Annotated in this window: 15 protein-coding genes; 12 read left to right on the top strand and 3 right to left on the bottom strand. The window is 70.6% G+C overall.

All coding sequences use genetic code 11. From position 1 onward, the window contains the following. Positions 1–68 precede the first annotated feature (68 nt). The 4 genes from murI to rdgB all read left to right on the top strand — a co-directional run bounded on the left by murI (position 69) and on the right by rdgB (position 3434). Positions 69–1106, top strand: coding sequence for a glutamate racemase (gene murI, locus B5X90_RS15045; protein WP_256860265.1), 1038 nt, complete (start codon positions 69–71; stop codon positions 1104–1106). Beyond that, positions 1103–1900 (top strand): MBL fold metallo-hydrolase, encoded by a 798-nt coding sequence (locus tag B5X90_RS15040; RefSeq protein WP_079554424.1) that lies wholly within the window; start codon positions 1103–1105, stop codon positions 1898–1900. Before murI ends, B5X90_RS15040 begins: the two co-directional genes overlap by 4 nt. 101 nt (positions 1901–2001) lie before the next feature. Beyond that, positions 2002–2760 (top strand): ribonuclease PH, encoded by a 759-nt coding sequence (gene rph / locus B5X90_RS15035; RefSeq protein WP_028276043.1) that lies wholly within the window; start codon positions 2002–2004, stop codon positions 2758–2760. Further along, entirely contained in the window at positions 2757–3434 is a 678-nt protein-coding gene (gene rdgB / locus B5X90_RS15030; RefSeq protein WP_079554422.1) for an RdgB/HAM1 family non-canonical purine NTP pyrophosphatase, read from the top strand. Before rph ends, rdgB begins: the two co-directional genes overlap by 4 nt. Positions 3435–3573: 139 nt before the next feature. Here the strand turns inward: rdgB and B5X90_RS15025 are convergent, their stop codons facing one another. After that, complete coding sequence (locus tag B5X90_RS15025) at positions 3574–4341, bottom strand: VTT domain-containing protein (RefSeq protein ID WP_079554420.1); 768 nt, start codon at positions 4339–4341, stop codon at positions 3574–3576. A gap of 101 nt (positions 4342–4442) precedes the next feature. Between B5X90_RS15025 and B5X90_RS15020 the strand changes: the two genes are divergently transcribed. Further along, positions 4443–5459, top strand: a complete 1017-nt coding sequence (locus tag B5X90_RS15020) for an exonuclease domain-containing protein (protein ID WP_079554418.1) — start codon at positions 4443–4445, stop codon at positions 5457–5459. 257 nt (positions 5460–5716) lie between these two features. After that, positions 5717–6187, top strand: coding sequence for a DUF4395 domain-containing protein (locus B5X90_RS15015; RefSeq protein WP_218670202.1), 471 nt, complete (start codon positions 5717–5719; stop codon positions 6185–6187). 533 nt (positions 6188–6720) lie between these two features. Here the strand turns inward: B5X90_RS15015 and B5X90_RS15010 are convergent. Beyond that, a complete protein-coding gene (locus B5X90_RS15010; protein WP_079554416.1) occupies positions 6721–7890 on the bottom strand; it encodes an ADP-ribosylglycohydrolase family protein in 1170 nt (389 codons plus the stop codon). Between the two features lie 183 nt (positions 7891–8073). Between B5X90_RS15010 and B5X90_RS15005 the strand changes: the two genes are divergently transcribed. The 6 genes from B5X90_RS15005 (at position 8074) to B5X90_RS14980 (ending at position 15936) form a co-directional block, all read left to right on the top strand. Next, positions 8074–8430 (top strand): YidH family protein, encoded by a 357-nt coding sequence (locus B5X90_RS15005; RefSeq protein WP_018775740.1) that lies wholly within the window; start codon positions 8074–8076, stop codon positions 8428–8430. Then, positions 8427–8768 carry a DUF202 domain-containing protein gene (locus B5X90_RS15000; protein ID WP_079554414.1) on the top strand — a complete coding sequence of 114 codons (342 nt, stop codon included), beginning with the start codon at positions 8427–8429 and terminating at the stop codon, positions 8766–8768. The genes B5X90_RS15005 and B5X90_RS15000 overlap by 4 nt, the downstream gene beginning before the upstream one ends. A 191-nt stretch (positions 8769–8959) precedes the next feature. Beyond that, positions 8960–9940 (top strand): MIP/aquaporin family protein, encoded by a 981-nt coding sequence (locus B5X90_RS14995; RefSeq protein ID WP_079554412.1) that lies wholly within the window; start codon positions 8960–8962, stop codon positions 9938–9940. An 82-nt stretch (positions 9941–10022) separates the two neighbouring features. Continuing rightward, positions 10023–11204 (top strand): exonuclease SbcCD subunit D, encoded by a 1182-nt coding sequence (locus tag B5X90_RS14990; protein WP_079554410.1) that lies wholly within the window; start codon positions 10023–10025, stop codon positions 11202–11204. Continuing rightward, positions 11201–14335 carry an AAA family ATPase gene (locus B5X90_RS14985; RefSeq protein ID WP_079554408.1) on the top strand — a complete coding sequence of 1045 codons (3135 nt, stop codon included), beginning with the start codon at positions 11201–11203 and terminating at the stop codon, positions 14333–14335. Before B5X90_RS14990 ends, B5X90_RS14985 begins: the two co-directional genes overlap by 4 nt. A 158-nt stretch (positions 14336–14493) precedes the next feature. Then, positions 14494–15936 carry an MFS transporter gene (locus B5X90_RS14980; protein ID WP_079554406.1) on the top strand — a complete coding sequence of 481 codons (1443 nt, stop codon included), beginning with the start codon at positions 14494–14496 and terminating at the stop codon, positions 15934–15936. A 111-nt stretch (positions 15937–16047) separates the two neighbouring features. Here the strand turns inward: B5X90_RS14980 and B5X90_RS14975 are convergent, their stop codons facing one another. Then, positions 16048–16764, bottom strand: coding sequence for an IclR family transcriptional regulator (locus tag B5X90_RS14975; RefSeq protein WP_079554404.1), 717 nt, complete (start codon positions 16762–16764; stop codon positions 16048–16050). Positions 16765–16837: the final 73 nt, after the last annotated feature.

The raw sequence follows: 16837 nt of genomic DNA, 5'->3' as shown, positions 1-16837 counted from the left end.
ATGAGACACGAGTTGCACACCACAATGTCATGGCCGCCCCGCAGGCGGTGTCCTATCCTCGAATAATCATGACTTCAGCATCGAATACGGATCCGGCAGCGGCTGGTGCGGACTCCCCAGCGAGCAGCACCCCCACCGACGCCCCGGGATCCGCGCCGGCATCAGAGCTGGCCTCGCGCCCCATCGGCGTTTTTGACTCCGGCGTCGGCGGCCTCACGGTGGCCCGCTCGATCATCGACCAGCTGCCCAACGAATCCATCCTGTATGTCGGTGACACTGCGCACGGCCCCTACGGACCTCTTCCCATCGCCGAAGTCCGGGCCAACGCCCTCGGCGTCATGGACGAGCTCGTGGATTCCGGCGTCAAGCTGTTGACCATCGCCTGCAACTCCGCGTCCGCCGCCGTGCTGCGTGACGCCCGCGAACGGTACACGGCCCGGTACGGGATCCCCGTGATCGAAGTGATCCAGCCGGCCGTGCGGCGTGCCGTCGCGGCGACCCGGACGGGCCGGGTGGGCGTGATCGGGACCTCGGCCACGGTGGGCTCGCGCGCCTACGAGGACACCTTCGCCGCGGCCCCGGACCTGGAGATCACGTCCGTGGCCTGCCCGGCGTTCGTGCCGTATGTGGAGGCCGGGATTACCACCGGACCGGAACTGCTCGCCGTTGCCCGCGATTATCTGGCGCCGCTCATTGCCGCCGGGGTGGACACCGTGGTGCTCGGCTGCACCCACTACCCGCTGCTCACCGGCGTGATCTCCTTCGTTATGGGCGAGGACGTCACGCTGGTTTCCAGCGCCGAGGAGACGGCCAAGGACGTCTACCGGGCTTTGGCCTCCCGGGGCCTGGAGCGCACGGACGCCGCGGCGCCGGAGCACAATTTCATCGCCACCGGCGACGCCGCGCAGTTTGAGCACCTCGCCCGGCGCTTCCTGGGCCCCGAAGTCCTCAGTGTCCGCCACGTGGACCATGTCGCGGCGCAGTACCCCACCGGCAGCCTCGCCCGGATCACCCCGGAGATGATCGCGGCCGCCCGGGCCGGCGCGGGCCGGCCGCGGATCTCCAACTTTGTGGGCGGATCCGCGGGCGGGGGACCACTGCTGTGAAGCTGACCATCGTGGGCTGTACCGGCTCCTTCCCGGGTCCGGGCTCGCCGGCGTCGTGCTATCTGCTGACCGCCAACGACGGCGAGCGGAACTGGAAGATCGTCCTGGACCTCGGCAGCGGGGCGCTCGGCGCCATCCAGCGCTACACGGACCTGGAGGACATTGACGCGATCTTCCTCACCCACCTGCACCCGGACCACTGCATGGACCTGTGCGGGCTCCACGTTGCCGTGCGCTGGAAGCCGGGTGGCTGGGGACGGGGCAGGATTCCGGTGTGGGGGCCTGCCGCGACGGCCGACCGGATGGCCACGGCTTACGGGCTGGACCTGGATCCGGGCATGCACGAGGAATTCGACTTCGGCAACTGGTCCGAGCGCAAGCCGGTCAGCGTCGGCCCGTTCACGGTGACGCCCTACGCGGTGAACCATCCGGTCGAGGAGGCCTACGCCCTCCGCGTGGAGGTCACCGAGCCTGCCAAGGACGGCACCCCCGTGACCCGCGTCCTGAGCTACTCCGGGGACACGGATTCCTGCGCGGGCCTGGAGGACGCCGCGCGGGAAGCCGACCTTTTCCTGTGCGAGGCGGCGTTCGAGGAGGGCCGCGACGACGGGATCAAGGACGTGCACCTGACGGGCAAGCGGGCGGGGGAGGCCGCCGTCGCCGCCGGCGCGCGCCGGCTGCTGCTGACGCACATTCCCGTCTGGACCTCGCCGACGACCGTCATGGCCGAGGCCAAGGAGATCTTCGGCAAGGACGTGGCCGTCGCCGTCGCGGGTGTGCATTACACCGTCTAGCTGCCCTGCCCGGCCGGGTTGAGCCCGGCGCCGGCGCTGACGGCCCGCGCTGCATCGGCCGCCCGCGCGGTCAGGACCGGGTGAGTCGATAAGCTAAAGGCATGACTTCCCAAGCTCCCAGTGTCCCCGTCATCCGCGCCGACGGCCGTACCCCCGACCAGCTGCGCCCGATCAGCATCACGCGCGGCTGGTCCAAGCAGGCCGAGGGTTCGGCCCTGATCGAGTTCGGCAACACCCGGGTCCTGTGCACGGCTTCCCTGACCGAAGGCGTGCCGCGCTGGCTCAAGGGCGAGGGCCGCGGCTGGGTCACGGCCGAGTACGCCATGCTGCCCCGGGCCACGAACACCCGGTCCGACCGCGAGTCCGTCAAAGGCAAGATCGGCGGCCGCACCCACGAGATCTCCCGGCTGATCGGCCGTTCGCTGCGCTCCATCATCGACACCAAGGCTCTCGGCGAAATCACGATCGTGCTGGACTGCGACGTCCTGCAGGCCGACGGCGGCACGCGCACCGCGGCGATCACCGGCGCCTACGTGGCACTGGCCGACGCCATCCGGTTCGCCCGCGAGAAGAAGATGATCGCCCGCAACGCCCAGCCCCTCATCGACACGATCGCCGCGGTGTCCGTCGGCATCATCGACGGCGTCCCGATGCTCGACCTGCCCTACGTCGAAGACGTGCGCGCCGAGACCGACATGAACGTCGTGGTGACAGGCTCCGGTAAATTCGTCGAAGTCCAGGGCACCGCCGAGGGCGCACCGTTCGACCGCGACGAGCTGAACAAGCTGCTGGACCTGGCGCTGCTGGGCACGGAGCAGCTGGCCGCTATCCAGCGCGACACCCTGGCGGAGGCCCCGTGACGGAGACGCCCCTCGCGGCCCGGCCGGGAGCCGACGGCCCGGGCCCACGGCTCGTCCTCGCCACCCACAACATAGGCAAGCTCCGGGAACTCCGTGAGCTGCTCCGCGGCCAGGTTCCCGGGCTCGACGTCGACACGCAGGTGGTGGACGCCGGCGCCGTCGGTGCCCCCGACGTCGCCGAGACCGGCGTAACCTTCGCCGAAAACTCGCTGCTCAAGGCCCGGGCGGTGGCCGAGGCCACGGGGCTCGTGGCGATCGCCGACGACTCCGGACTAGCCGTGGACGTCCTCGGCGGCGCGCCCGGGATTTTCTCGGCGCGGTGGTCCGGCCGGCACGGCGACGACGCAGCGAACCTGCAGCTGCTGCTCGCCCAGCTGGCCGATGTGCCGGACGAGTACCGCGGGGCAGCGTTCGTCTGCGCGGCAGCGCTGGCGGTGCCCGGATCCTCGCCCGACGGCGGCCGGGAAGTCGTGGAATACGGGCAGCTGGAAGGGACACTCCTGCGGGAGCCGCGCGGGGAGGGTGGCTTCGGCTATGACCCCGTCCTGCAGCCGAGCGGGCTGGACCGCAGCTGCGCCGAGCTCAGTTCAGAGGAGAAGAACGCCATCAGCCACCGGGGCCATGCGTTCCGTGCGCTCCTCCCGGCCATCGTCGAGGCCCTGGCCGGGAAGTAGCCCGCCAGGCCAGGCTCAGGACGAAGGAAGGCGCCCCACACGGTGAGGCGCCTTCCTTGTTAAGTGCTGCGTTTACTACGGCACTGCACTTATTGCGGCACTGTATCTACTGCGGTATCGCATCTACTGCGGTACTGCGCTACGGGGTCCGGCGTTCTTCCTCCGGCTCGTGCTCTTCGATGAATTCGTCCACGACGCCGGTGCCGTACTTCTCAGCCTGGCGCTTGGCGATCATTCCGCGGACAACCTCGATGCCGATCGGGATCACGGAGACCAGCACGATGGCGATGAAGATGATGTCCAGGTTGTCCTTGACCCACGGGACCTTGTCCCCGAGCAGGTAGCCGAGGAGCGTGACGCCGCCGCCCCACAGCACAGCGCCGATCACGTTGTAGGTGAAGAACTTGCGCTTGCTCATCTGCGCGACGCCCACGATCACCGGGACGAAGGTGCGGATGATCGGAACGAACCGGGCCAGGATCAGGGCCTTGCCGCCGTGCTTTTCGAAGAACGCGTGCGCGCTTTCCACGTTTTCACGCTTGAAGAGCTTGGAATTGGGCTTGTTGAACAGGGCGGGTCCCGCCTTGGACCCGATCAGGTAGCCCACCTGGTTGCCGATGATCGCGGCGATGATGATGAGCGCGGTCAGGACCCAGATGTTGACCTGGATGGTGCCGGTGGCCACGAGCAGCCCGGCCGTGAACAGCATGGAGTCGCCGGGCAGGAAGAATCCGATCAGCAGCCCGGTCTCGGCAAAGATGATGCCGCAGACCAGCAGGACCACCCATGGCGCGAAGGCCGGATTCGCAAGGAATACCTGCGGGTTGAGCCAGTCGGGCAGGAAGGAGGCCATCTGCGGCTGGACGGGGCCGGCGCCGCCAAGGGCGGACACGGCGAGGTCGCTCATTGCAATTACGTTCACCTGTTAAGGGTACTTGACGGCCGCCGGCCGGCCCCGGCATGCCGGTCCGGTCCGGGGGTGCTGCGCGCGGACGGTAAAGTTGGGCCGTGGCTTTGGACTTTACGGCGATCGACTTTGAGACTGCGAACGGCTTTCGCGGTTCACCCTGCGCTGTCGGCCTGAGCAAGGTCCGGGGCGGCGTCGTCGTCGAGGAAGCCTCCTGGCTCATGCGGCCGCCGGAAAACCATGACACCTTCGACCACCACAACGTGCGGATCCACGGCATCCGGCCGGACCAGGTGGCGGGACTGCCCCGGTTCGGTGAGCTGTTCCCGGAGATCGGGGCGTTCATTGGCGGCGACGTGCTGGCGGCGCACAATGCAGCGTTCGATCTCGGTGTGATCCGCTCCGGCCTGGAGGTGTCCGGGCTGGCCGGACCCGCCTACGACTACGTCTGCACGGTGATGTTGTCCCGGCGCTGCTACTCCCTCGTGTCCAATTCGCTGCCCTACGCCGCCGAGGAGGCCGGGGTCCCGCTGCTCAACCACCACGATGCCGCCGAGGACGCCCGCGCCTGTGCCGGCATCCTGATCGACATCGCCGCCCGCAACGGGGCAGCAAGCATCGCGGAACTCTACCTGTCCCTGGGCCTGACGGTGTCCCACCAGCCGGCCTTCGACCCCCGGCGAGACCCGCTGTCCAAGGCCACCGTGGCCGCAATGGAGGCGCTCGCGGGGGGAACCGCGGGCTCGCCCCCGGGCCGGCGGTTCGTGGCCGGGTGGCCGGAGGAAGGCCCCAACCCGGCCCCCAACGCCGCCGCCAGCCCCGACCACCCGCTGTTCGGCCAGACCGTCGTGTTCACCGGCGAACTGGCAATTCCCCGCCCCGAAGCCAAGGTCCGTTCCGCGGAGCTTGGCGCCAGGCCTGAAAGCCGGGTGACGGCCCGTACCACCGTCCTGGTGGTGGGCGACGGGTTCGTGGCCGCTGACCTGCGCTCCGGCCGGTTGACCGGCAAGGCGCGCCGCGTCCTGGAACTGCACGAACGCGGGCAACGGATCGAGGTCCTGTCCGAGGGCGAATTCCTCCAGATGGTCGGCGGACATCTGGCTGCCGCACCTGCCTGACCTGTCCTGACTGACCTGGTCCTGCCTGTCCTGGTCCTGACTGACCTGGTCCTGACTGACCGGTCAGTCACACGGCGCAACAATCATTCCTCCCGCGGCGCGCCCGCTCGTAGCCTTGGCGGATGAGCAAACCCACGGATGCACAGGCCCCCGCAGCGCCGGCCAAGTCAGCGCCGGCGGCGTCAAAGCCGGCGGACTCGGCGTCGTCGGCGCCCGCGAAGTCGGTACCGGCGACGCGCCGAATTGACTGGCGGCGGGTGTTCGCGTTTCCGAACCCGGTGAATGAGTACGCCGCCCGCATCACCGCAACCCTGGTGGTGGCGCTGTCCGCCGTGACCCTGCTGACCGGTTTCGGCTGGGGTCTCGCCGTTATCGCCGCCGGTTTCTGGCTGCGCTTGCTGTTCGGCCCCCGGATCTCGCCACTGGCCCAGCTCTCGGTCAAGGTCCTGACGCCCTGGCTCGGGCGGACGCGCCTTGTTCCCGGTCCGCCCAAGCGGTTCGCCCAGGGCATCGGCGCCGCCGTGTCGACGGCGGCGGCAGTGCTGCTGGCCGCAGGCCTCGCGCCGGCGGCGTGGGTGCTGCTCGCCGTGCTGATTGCCGCCGCGTCCCTTGAGGCGTTCGCCGGGTTCTGCCTCGGCTGCACCATTTTCGGCTTTCTGCAGCGCCGCGGGCTCATCCCCGAGGACGTCTGCGAAGCCTGCAACAACATCTCGCTCCGCGGCGCCTAGGTTCGGGGCGCTTAGGTCCGGAGCGCCTGGGTCCCGCCGAGGCGGCCGCGAGGGGTGACCGGACAAGTCCTTGGGTGCGCTGCCGGGAGGGGTGGGCCTCGGGTGCGCTGCCGCCAGGGACGGACATGTGCTCCGGAGGCTGTGACGGTTGGACATAGTGGCAATATGCCCAGTCCCCGCCGCCGGAGATGGGCATGTCCCGGGGTGCCGCGGCCAAGAATGGACATGTCCTTCGAGCCAGGGGCGGCGTCCGGACATGTCCTTGGGCGCGCAGCAGAGGAGGAACGGACATGTCCTCCGGAGGCTATGACAGGTGGGCATAGTGGCAATATGCCCAGTCCCCGCAGCCGGAGATGGGCATGCCCCGGGGTGCCGCGGACGGGGAGGGACGTGTCCATCGCAACGGGGCGGAACGGGGCATGTCCCGCGGACCATCCGGGCCGCGGCTTCCAAGCGGCGCCGGCTGCGCTGCGCAAATGCCGGAGACTCGACGCCTGGCGTGCACCGGCCCGGCCGACAGTTGTCCGCCGAAGCTATGCGCCGGTGACTGTGGCCAGCTTCGAGGCCATGCCCCGGATGACTTCCGGCGCCTGCAGCGCCGCCAGCCAGTCTGCCGGCAGGCACCGCTCACCGTAGAACGCGCCCAGGATGTTCCCGGCGATCGACGCCGTCGAATCGCTGTCTCCGCTGTGGTTCACGGCCACCGCGATCGCGGCACGGAAGTGGGCCTGGGCGGGGTCGGCCACGGCGGCGTCCGCCGTACCTGTTCCTGTCCCGGATTCCGGGGCTGTGGCCAGCACGGCGTACAGCGCGACGGCGAGGGCTTCCTCGGCCACCCAGCCCTCGCCGAGTTCGCCGACCAGGTCCTCGGGGCTGAGCACATCTCCGCCGCCGGGCACGTCTCCGGCCAACCGCAGGGCCGCCTCCAGCCGAGCCACCACCTCAGGATCCGGATTTTCGCCCTTGCGCAGGACGCCGCCGAGCAGCTGCCCGAGGGCCGATTCCGCCGCTTCGCGCAGCCCGTGGCCGGAAGACAGGGCATGGATGAGAAGGCTGAAAACTCCGGCGCTCTGCCGTGCCGCGGGGTGGCCGTGCGTCAGGGACGCGGCATCGGCGCTGAGCTTATAGACCGTTTCCGCTTCGAGGTGGGGGATCAGGCCGAAGGGCGCCGAACGCATCACGGTGCCGCAGCCCTTCGAATCCGGATTGACCGGCCGCTTCACGGTACCCATCTCGCCAGTGGCCAGTCCGCTCAGGCACGCGTTGCCGGGTGAGCGCCGGCTCTTCAGGACATCCTGGGCATCGATCCAGCGCGGCGGCTGAAAGGGGGCCGACGCCGGCACGGCGACGCCCTGAGTGCCCAGCCAGCGCAGGTACGCGAGCCACAGGCACGCGTTGATGTCCGCCGCCACGCCGTCGTTGGCCCATTCCAGCGCCTCGAGGAGGCCGTCGGCGGTGTAAAGCGTCATTTGCGTGTCGTCCGAAAACGGGCTGCCGGCGTCGAGCGCGGAAAAATCCTGCAGACCCGCGGGGCCGAACCGGGCGCGGATGGCGGAAATGCTGTCGAACTCGACGGCGTAACCCAGCGAGTCTCCGAGCGCGCCACCCAGCAGGCAGCCGTGGATGCGCGAGCCGTGGGCAGGGGCGTGCGGCTGGCCGGGTGTCGGGGCGGGTGCGGGGCTGGTCCCGGGCTCGGTGCTCATGCCCTCAAATTTACCCGGCGCTGCACCGCACCCCGCAATGCCGCCCCCGCCGGGGACTGAGCGCCGCCGCCTGGGTGCCGGGCGGCGGCGGATGCCGAAGGCCGGTAGGGTGCTGGTAGGACCCGTCCAGCGGTCAGACGAGGCAACCGCCGGCGCCGTATCGCCGGGCAGCGGAGGAAACGAATGCGCGAACCAGCGTGGCGGAAGACCGGGACCACTCCCGACTACAGGTTCTCCCTGGCGAACGAGCGGACATTCCTGGCCTGGATCCGCACGTCCCTGGCCCTGATTGCCGGAGCCCTGGCCATCGACCAATTGGCCCCGGAGATCGCGCCCGGACCCGTGCGGATCGTGTTGTGCGTCATCCTCGCGTTCCTGGGCGCGGGCCTGGCCGCCCTGTCCTACCACCGGTGGGGTCTCATGGAGGCTGCCATGCGGAACAACAGGGAGCTGCCGTTCTCCGGAGTCATGCTGGTGATGACCATCGGAGTCGCGGCTGCGGCCCTGGTGTTCGCGGTCCTGATCCTGGTGGCGCGGTGAAGCCAGCTGGGGCCAAGGATCCCGGGCTGCAGCCCGAGCGGACCTCCCTGGCCTGGCGCCGGACGTTGCTTGCCCTGATCGTGGCGGACCTGCTGGTCTGGCGCAGCTGGGCGCTCGCAGGGTCCCGGGGCGGGACTGCGGGTCCTATCGATTTCCTCGGTCTCTGCGCGCTGGCCGCCATGGCCGCGACGCTGGTCCTGGGTGTGTGCGTGCTGGTCCGCGGGCGCGAGCTCCGGCGGTCCAACGCTGCGCCGCCGGCGCCGCTGCTGCGCTGGGCCGCCGGCGCCGTCGTGGTCCTGGCTGCCAGCGCCGTGGCCGCGGTGGCCCTGGGGCACTGAACCGGGGCACTGAACCGGGGGCCGGAACGGGCACCCAGCTGGAATCCAGCCAATGTCCAGATTGCGCTGGCAGACTGCTGGCGGACCCATTCTCCAGGCGGCCGAGGCCGCCCCGGACCACGAACCCGGCGGCGGTCCAGCGACGCCGCAACTGCATCCCCGGGCGCGCCGCCAGCAAAGGAATCCTGACCATGACCCTGCTTGTGCCAGCCCCCGACTCCGTTGACGACCAGCCACCGGCCGCCAGCGACGTCCCGCCCCGGCCCGGGCTCGTGGCCCGGCTCTCCGCCGAGGCCCTGGGGACCCTGATCGTCGTGGTTGCAGGCCTGGGCGTGCCGCTGTTCACCATTCCGCAATCCAGCCCGCTGCCCGCGGCCCTGGCTGCCGGTCTGGCCCTGACGGCGGCGATGCTCGCCGTCGGTTACGTCTCCGGCGGCCACTTCAACCCCGCCGTCACCGTGGGCAACGCCATCGCCGGCCGGATCCGGCTGGCCGACGCCGCCGCCTACATCGGCGCGCAGCTGGTGGGCGCCGTGCTCGGGGCCGTCGCCCTGTACGGCGTCCTGCGCACCGTGCCGACCATCAACGACTCCCAGGGCGCGTTCGCCACGGTGGCCGCCGGATTCGGCGAGCACTCGATCATCCAGGTGCCCATGGCAGGCGTACTGCTCGTGGAGGTCCTCGGCACCGCACTGCTCGTGGCCATATTCCTTGCCACGACCGCCCGCCGGAATCCGGCCAGCCCGGCTGCGCCCTTCGCGGTCGGCCTGACGACGGCGATGCTCCTGCAGTTGGGCCAGGCCCTCGGCAATGTGCCGTTCAACCCGGCCCGGGCAACGGCGTCGGCCATCTTCAGCGGCCCGGACGCGCTCGGCCAGCTGTGGCTCTTCTGGGTGGCACCGGTGGTCGGTGCGGCCATCGCCGGGCTGGTTTTCCGCGGCTTCGTCCAGGCCACTGTCCAGTCGGCCCGGACCACTGACCCGGCTGCTGCCGCGGCCACTGACCAGCCCACCGCCCAGACCGACGGAAAGCTCACGGAAGCCGATGTGAATGGCGCCGGCTTCGATGATGCTGAGCTGGCCGGCGTCACCGCCACCACCGCTTCTGCTTCGGCCGCACCCGGCGGCAACGACGAGGCCCGCAGCTTCTTCGACCGCAAGGGCGGGAAGTAGCCACTGCTGACCACTTTTAACCTCCGTCACACCTCCGGGGTGGTGGCGCAAGAGTGTCGGTGGCAGCCGATACCGTAGGAATATGCGGTTATTGCACACCTCCGACTGGCACTTGGGCCGGTCCTTCCACGGCGTCGGCATGCTGGATGCCCAGCGCGCCTTCATCGACCAGCTCGTGGCCTTTGTCCGGGAAGAGAGCATCGACGTCGTCCTCATCGCCGGTGACGTCTATGACCGCGCACTGCCGGGCGTCGACGTCGTCGGCCTGCTGGATGACGCCCTGGTGCGCCTCACCGGGGCCGGCGCCGAGGTTGTGCTGACCAGCGGCAACCACGACTCCGCCATCAGGCTGGGGTTCGCGTCGCGGCTGCTCGAGCGCGGGGGAGTGCATCTGCGCACGCGGCTGAACGAACTTGATGTTCCCGTGCTCTTTCCGCTCGGGGACGACGCCGGGAACGAGGCAGCGCCGGTGCTCGCCATTTATGGGATCCCCTGGCTGGAGCCCCGGCTGGTCGCCGAGCAACTGGAGGTCGAGACCGCGAGCCACTTCGAGGTCACCCGCGCAGCCACCGAACGGATCCGTGCCGACGTGCGGCACCGGAGCCAGACCCGGACCGTGCATTCGGTGGTCCTGGCGCACACCTTTGCCAGCGGCGGCATCAGCTCCGACAGCGAACGGGATCTGAGTATCGGCGGCGTCGGCGCGGTTCCGCTGGATCTTTTCGACGGTTTTGGCTACACCGCGCTGGGTCACCTGCACGGCAGGCAGGAGCTCTCCCCGGCGGTGCGCTACTCCGGCTCGCCGCTGGCGTACTCCTTCTCGGAAGCGAAGCACCGGAAGGGCAGCTGGCTCGTGGAGGTCGACGCCGAGGGGATCGGCGGCGTGCGCGAAGTGCTCTGGGACGCGCCCCGGACCCTCGCAGTGCTCCGCGGGAAGCTGGATGAGCTCCTGGAGTCGGAGGACTTCGCGTGGGCCGAGACCGCCTATTGCCAGATCACGCTGACGGACGAGGCCCGTCCGGCCCAGGCGATGGACCGCCTGCGGGCACGGTTCCCCGACACCCTGGTGCTCGGCTTCGATCCCGACGGTCCCGGCGCGGCGCCCAAAGCCAGCTACAGCAGCCGCCTTGCCGAAGCCGGGGACGACCTTTCCGTCTGCTGCGGATTCCTCGAGCACGTCCGGGGCAGGCCCGCTTCCGAGGCCGAAGCCGCCGTCCTCGCCGAGGCGCTGGACGCCGTACGCCTGGAAGGAGTGTCCCTGTGAGGATCCACCGCTTGGAGATTTCCGCGTTCGGCCCGTTTGCCGGCACGGAGCGGATCGACTTCGACCGCCTGAGCGCACACGGGCTCTTCCTGCTGAATGGCGCTACCGGCGCGGGCAAGACCAGCGTCCTGGACGCCATCTGTTTCGCCCTCTACGGATCGGTTCCCGGGGCCCGCCAGGACGGAAAGCGGCTGCGCAGCGACCACGCGGAGGCCGCCGCCGAGCCGCGCGTCACCTGCGAATTTTCGGCCAAGGGCCGGCACTTCGAAGTCTCCCGCTCGCCCGCGTGGGACAAGCCGAGTGCCCGGGGCCGGAACGGCTTCACTGTCCAGCAGGCCAACACGCTGCTGCGCGAACGCATCGACGGCGCATGGGTGGAGAAATCGGGCCGGAATGATGAGGCCGGCGCCGAGATCGCCGACGTCCTGGGCATGAACCGGGACCAGTTCACGCGCGTGGTCATGTTGCCGCAGGGGGACTTCGCGGCGTTCCTGCGCTCCAAGGCGTCCGACCGTCTGGAGCTGCTGCAGAGCCTGTTCGGCACCCAGCGCTTTGAAGCCGTGGAACAGGAACTGTCCCGGCAGGCGCAGACCGCCAAGGCCGAGGTCGCCAACCTCAACGCGAAGCTGGACCTGCTGCTGGCACAGGCGGAGTCCGAAACAACGGCGCTCGAACTCGACCCCGACGGCGCCCCCGGCCGGGACGAGCCCGATGCCCTGTTGGCCTGGCTCGACTCCGCCGCGGCAGCCGCCGCGGAGGACCGGCGCAGCTCTGCCGCGGAAGCCGAGAAGCAGGCCGCCGATCAGGCGTCCCTGTTGGAGGCGGCAAACGCGCGGGCCAACCGCCACGCCAAACTCGCCGCCGCGGAACAGCGGCGGATCGACGCCGACGCCGCCGCCCCCGTCCTGGCGGACAAGGCCGTCACACTGGGCCTGCACCGCCAGGCCGAGAAGCTCGGCGGCCAGTTGCAGGCAGTCGAAAGCGCCGCCGCAGCGGAGGACCTGGCAGGAACGGCCCTCCTGGAGGCCGCGCGGCAGCTGCGGTCCGCGGCCGCCACAGCCCCGGAGCTCGCCGGGCAGGACGTCCTCGACGCCGGCGTCTCCACCGCCGACGTCTCTGCCGCCGACGACGCTGACGACGACGCCGGCGACGCCGCGGCGGTCCCCGTCCGGGCGGGGAAAGCCGTCATGTTGGACAGCGCGGCCGTCCGCGGAACCCTCGCCCGGCTGCGGTCCCTGCACGCCGTGCTCACCGAACGCCTGCCCGACGAAGCCCGGTTCCTCGGCCTGACCCAGCGCGGCAGCCGGCTGCGCCTGCAACTGCAGGAACTGGAAAAAGGACGGCTGGCCGGTGCCGCCGCACTGGACACCCTGCGCACTGAGTCGGCGGCCCTGTCCGCCGGCCTTCGCCCCCTCGAGGAGCTGGCCGCGGAAGTCCAGTTGCGCACCAAGGAAGCCACGGCAGCGGACGAACTCGTGAGCATCGTTGGCCGCTTCCACGCCGCCGAGGCCCAGTGCGCGGCAATCGCCGGACAGCACGCCGCGGCCCGCAGCACGCACCAGGACCGGAGGCAGCACTGGCTGGACCTCCGTGAGCAACGGCTCACCAACGCCGCCGCCGAACTCGCCACCCAGCTCCTGGCCGGGGTCCCATGTCCTGTCTGCGGCAGCCCTGAGCACCCGGCACCTGCCCCCGCCGCAGCCTCCGCCCTGGCCGTCGCCGAGGCCGAGAAAGCCGCTCAACTGGCCAGCGACACGGCAGAAGACGCCGTCGCCGCCCTAGGTCGTGAGCTCGCCGAGGCCCAACAGAACGCCGCCGTCCTGGCCGCCCAAGGCGGCGACACACCTGCCGGGGAAGCCCGTGAGGAGGCAGCCTTGGCCCGGGAACGGGCCGATGACGCCGTCCGTGCTGCCACGGACCTTGCTGCCAGCCGGGCCCGGCTGGCAGAACTCGAAGCGGCGATCGCCGACGCCGAGCGGGCGCAGGCCGACGCCGCCTCCGGCATCGCGCAGACGCATTCGACGATCGCCGAAATCGACGAACAGGCACAGGCCCTCGAAGCCACCCTGGACAAGCTGCGCGCCGGCCACGCGACCCTCGAACAGCGGATTGCCGCCCTGACAGCAACCACGGCGGTCCTGGAGCACGCCGCCGCCGCGCACTCGGCCCACGAACAGGCCGCCGCCCGCACCGCGGAAGCACGCCGGCACCTGGAAGAGGCCCTCCCCGGGGCCGGTTTCAGCACCGAAACCGCGGCACGGGAAGCGCTGCTGCCAACGCCGGTGGCAACAAGCCTCGAAACGGCCATCCGGGCCGGACAGGACGAGGCCGCCAGGATCCAGGAACTGTTCGCCGGAGAGGACCTGGCCCTGGCGGCAGCCGAGCGGGCCGCCGGGGACGTTGTCAGCGGCGCCGCCCTCGAGCAGCTCAGGACGGAATCGGCGGCGGCTGAACGCCAAGCCAGGGAAGCCGTGCTTGCGGCCGGGCTGGCGGAAAACTCGCTCCGGATCCTCGGACGCATCGCCGGTGACTACGCGGACCTCGCCGCCGCCGGCAGGGAACCGCGGGACCGGGCCGCGCTGCTCACCGCCGTCGCCGACGCGGCCAAGGGCGGCGGAGACAACACCTACCGCATGAGCCTGAACAGCTACGTCCTCGCCGCCCGGCTCGAGCAGGTGGCCGTCGCTGCCTCCGAACGCCTGATCGGTATGAGCGATGGCCGCTACACGCTGCAGCACACAGACGCCAAGGCAGCACGCGGCGCCAAGTCCGGCCTTGGCCTGGAGGTCGTGGACGAGTGGACCGGGCAGCGCCGTGACACCGCCACCCTCTCCGGCGGCGAGTCCTTCATGGCCTCCCTGGCGCTGGCCCTTGGGCTGGCGGACGTCGTGCAGCACGAGTCCGGCGGCGTGGACATCGAGACCCTCTTCGTGGACGAGGGCTTCGGCAGCCTCGACGAACAGGCGCTGGAACAAGTCATGGACGCCCTCGAAAGCCTCCGTGACGGTGGCCGGGTGGTGGGGCTCGTGAGCCACGTCGGCGAAATGAAGCAGCGCATCGGCACTCAGCTCCAGGTGGTCAAGGGCCGCGGCGGCTCCACCCTTCACATCAGCGACGACACCCGGGTCTGAGCCCGCCCCCGGGGCCCGCTCTGGGACCGGTGCGGGGTCTGGGTCCCGGGGACTGCTCCCAGGGCGGGGCACCCCGGGATCGGGTATCATTGGTCTGTTACCGGGTCGCGCGCATCGGGAGGAGGGACGATGCGCAGCATTTAGCGAACCCGGAAACCATGAACCCTTCACCGTCTTCTGTGGTGTCTACTCTTGACGCCCCACTTTCGACCGATACGCTGCCGGCCGCCGCAATTTCGGCTGACGCTCTGCCGGTCCCGGCGCCCGCCAAGGGCGGCCGCTACGCGCAGCTGCCCTTGCTCGCCGGTCGCAGCTTCATCCCCCTCGGACTCTTCGCCCGCCTGCCGCTGGCCATGCTGACAGTCGGCGCCCTGACACTGGTCACCGCCGTCACAGGCTCGTATGCCGTGGGCGGCACCGCGGCCGGCGCCGTCGGCATCGGTTCCGCACTCGGTGCCCCCGTCCTCGGCGTCCTGGCTGACCGGCTCGGCCAGCGCGGCGTCCTGTTCGTATCCGCGATCGCCAACACCGTGGCCATCGTTGCCCTGATCCTCACGGCCTACCTCATCCCCGGGGTCCACGACCTTGTCGCCGCGGTGCCCGTACTGGCCGCGGCCTTCGTGGCCGGGGTGAGCTGCCCGCAGGTCGGTCCGCTGGCCCGCGTCCGATGGATGGCGCTGACGTCCCGGACGTCCGGCTCCGGAACCAGTGCGGGCGGGAACTCCGCGGACCTGGACACCGCCCTTTCCTATGAGAGCACCGCGGACGAGCTCACCTTCGTGCTCGGCCCCGCACTCGTAGGGATCCTCGCGAGCATGCTCGCGCCGTGGCTGCCGCTGGCCCTCGCCGCGGCACTGACCGTGGTCCTCGTACCCGCCTTCGCCGTCCACCCCACGCACCTTGCGGTGGTCCGCACAACGAAGCGCCGGCCCGCCGGTCCGGCCGCAGGACACACGGCCGGCGCGGCGCCCACAACGGCGGTGGACCACCACAGGGAAACCCGCACGGCAGCCCAGCGCGTCCAATCCTTCGCCGCCGTCGCCCTCCCCGTGCTGGCGATGGTGTGCATGGGCACGTTCTTCGGCTCCACCCAGACAGCCCTGAGCTCCTTCTCCGCCAGCTTCGCCACCTCCGAACTCGCGGGCCTGCTCTACGCCGTCATGGGACTGAGCTCCGCCGCGGCCGCCCTCTCGGTCGCGTACTGGCCCCGGCGCTTCACGGTGAACGCCCGCTGGATTGCCTGCGCGGCCCTCATGGCCGGCTTTGCATCGTTACTGCTGCTGCCCTCGACGGCGCTGCCCATGGTCCTTGTGCTGCTCATCCTGGGCCTGCCCGTCGGTCCGCTCATGGTCACCGTCTTCGCGATCGGCGGTCTCGTGGCCCCGGCCGGAAAGCTCGGCACGGTCATGACAGCCCTGGCCAGCGGCATTGTGGCCGGCACCGCGCTCGGATCCTCCATCGCCGGACAGCTGGCGCAGAACTTCGGGTATTCGACGGCGTTCCTGGTTCCGGTGTGCGCCGCCACGGCGCTGTTCCTGCTGGGAACGGCGGCCGCCGTCGTATTGCGGCAGCGCGGGAAGAAGACGGCCCCGGCCGCCTAACCCCTAACCTGCCCCCGTTGCGCCATTACTTATGGTCCCTAAAACGGCGGCATGAGGACATCTACTGATGGGGCATCGGGGAAAACGGGCGTCGGCGGCACTTTCCACGCACTAGCCCAGCTGCGCCTCGATGCGACGCGCCGCGTCGGTCAGGGCCGCGGCGACCTCGTCCGGATCCTGTGCGGCGCGGATATAGACGACGGCGAGGGCGGCCGGACGCCCACCCGGCACACGCAGCGGCACCGCAATCGAGGACACCCCGGGGATCACCTCGTCATGGCTGGCGGCATAGCCGCGGCGCCGGGCCTCGGCCGCCTCGGACCGGTACGGGATGCCCGGGACCAGGGCCCGCCACTCCGGCTCCGGGAAGGCGGACTGGATCGCAATGCCCGGCGCCCCTGCGCTGATGGGGTGCCGCGACCCCGGGTGCTGCACCACCGCGGCGCCGCTGTGCCGCGGATCCACGGTCACCAGCGTCACGCACTCCTCCCGGTCCCAGACCGCCACGAAGGCGCTCATGGTCAGGGTGTTGGCCAGCAGCGTCAGTTCCGGCAACGCCGCCGACTGCAGGTTCCGGGAGACCCCGCGGGCGAGGACCGCGAGGCCCGGGCCGGGCTGGACGCGGCCGCCGTCGTCACGGACCAGCAGCGAGTGGTCCTCGAGGGTGCGCAGGATCCGGTAGGCCACGGAGCGGTGGACGCCCATGGCATCGGCGAGTTCGGCAATGGTCAGCGGCTGCTGGGCCTCGGCGAGGATCTCCAGCGCCCTGATGCCGCGGGACAGCGTCTGGGACGGGGAAGCCTGGGCGGCGCCGGCATTCGGGGTCATGGGGTCCATCCTAGGTGCGGGGTTGCTGGACGCCGGGCACGCCGGGCTACCCTTGTGTTCCGGCTCATGGTCC

Source organism: Arthrobacter sp. 49Tsu3.1M3, from assembly GCF_900168135.1.
In the GTDB taxonomy this organism is placed as follows: domain Bacteria; phylum Actinomycetota; class Actinomycetes; order Actinomycetales; family Micrococcaceae; genus Arthrobacter.
Note: the sequence above shows the minus strand (reverse complement) of the source record. Positions and strands in the feature narration are given on the sequence as shown.

Bases quoted from the DNA above. Each gene is read 5' to 3' on its own strand.
- murI (WP_256860265.1), top strand. From the start codon at position 69: ATGACTTCAGCATCGAATACGGATCCGGCAGCGGCTGGTGCGGACTCC.
- rph (WP_028276043.1), top strand. From the start codon at position 2,002: ATGACTTCCCAAGCTCCCAGTGTCCCCGTCATCCGCGCCGACGGCCGT.
- B5X90_RS15025 (WP_079554420.1), bottom strand. From the start codon at position 4,341: ATGAGCGACCTCGCCGTGTCCGCCCTTGGCGGCGCCGGCCCCGTCCAG.
- B5X90_RS15010 (WP_079554416.1), bottom strand. From the start codon at position 7,890: ATGAGCACCGAGCCCGGGACCAGCCCCGCACCCGCCCCGACACCCGGC.
- B5X90_RS15005 (WP_018775740.1), top strand. From the start codon at position 8,074: ATGCGCGAACCAGCGTGGCGGAAGACCGGGACCACTCCCGACTACAGG.
- B5X90_RS14995 (WP_079554412.1), top strand. From the start codon at position 8,960: ATGACCCTGCTTGTGCCAGCCCCCGACTCCGTTGACGACCAGCCACCG.
- B5X90_RS14990 (WP_079554410.1), top strand. From the start codon at position 10,023: ATGCGGTTATTGCACACCTCCGACTGGCACTTGGGCCGGTCCTTCCAC.
- B5X90_RS14980 (WP_079554406.1), top strand. From the start codon at position 14,494: ATGAACCCTTCACCGTCTTCTGTGGTGTCTACTCTTGACGCCCCACTT.
- B5X90_RS14975 (WP_079554404.1), bottom strand. From the start codon at position 16,764: ATGACCCCGAATGCCGGCGCCGCCCAGGCTTCCCCGTCCCAGACGCTG.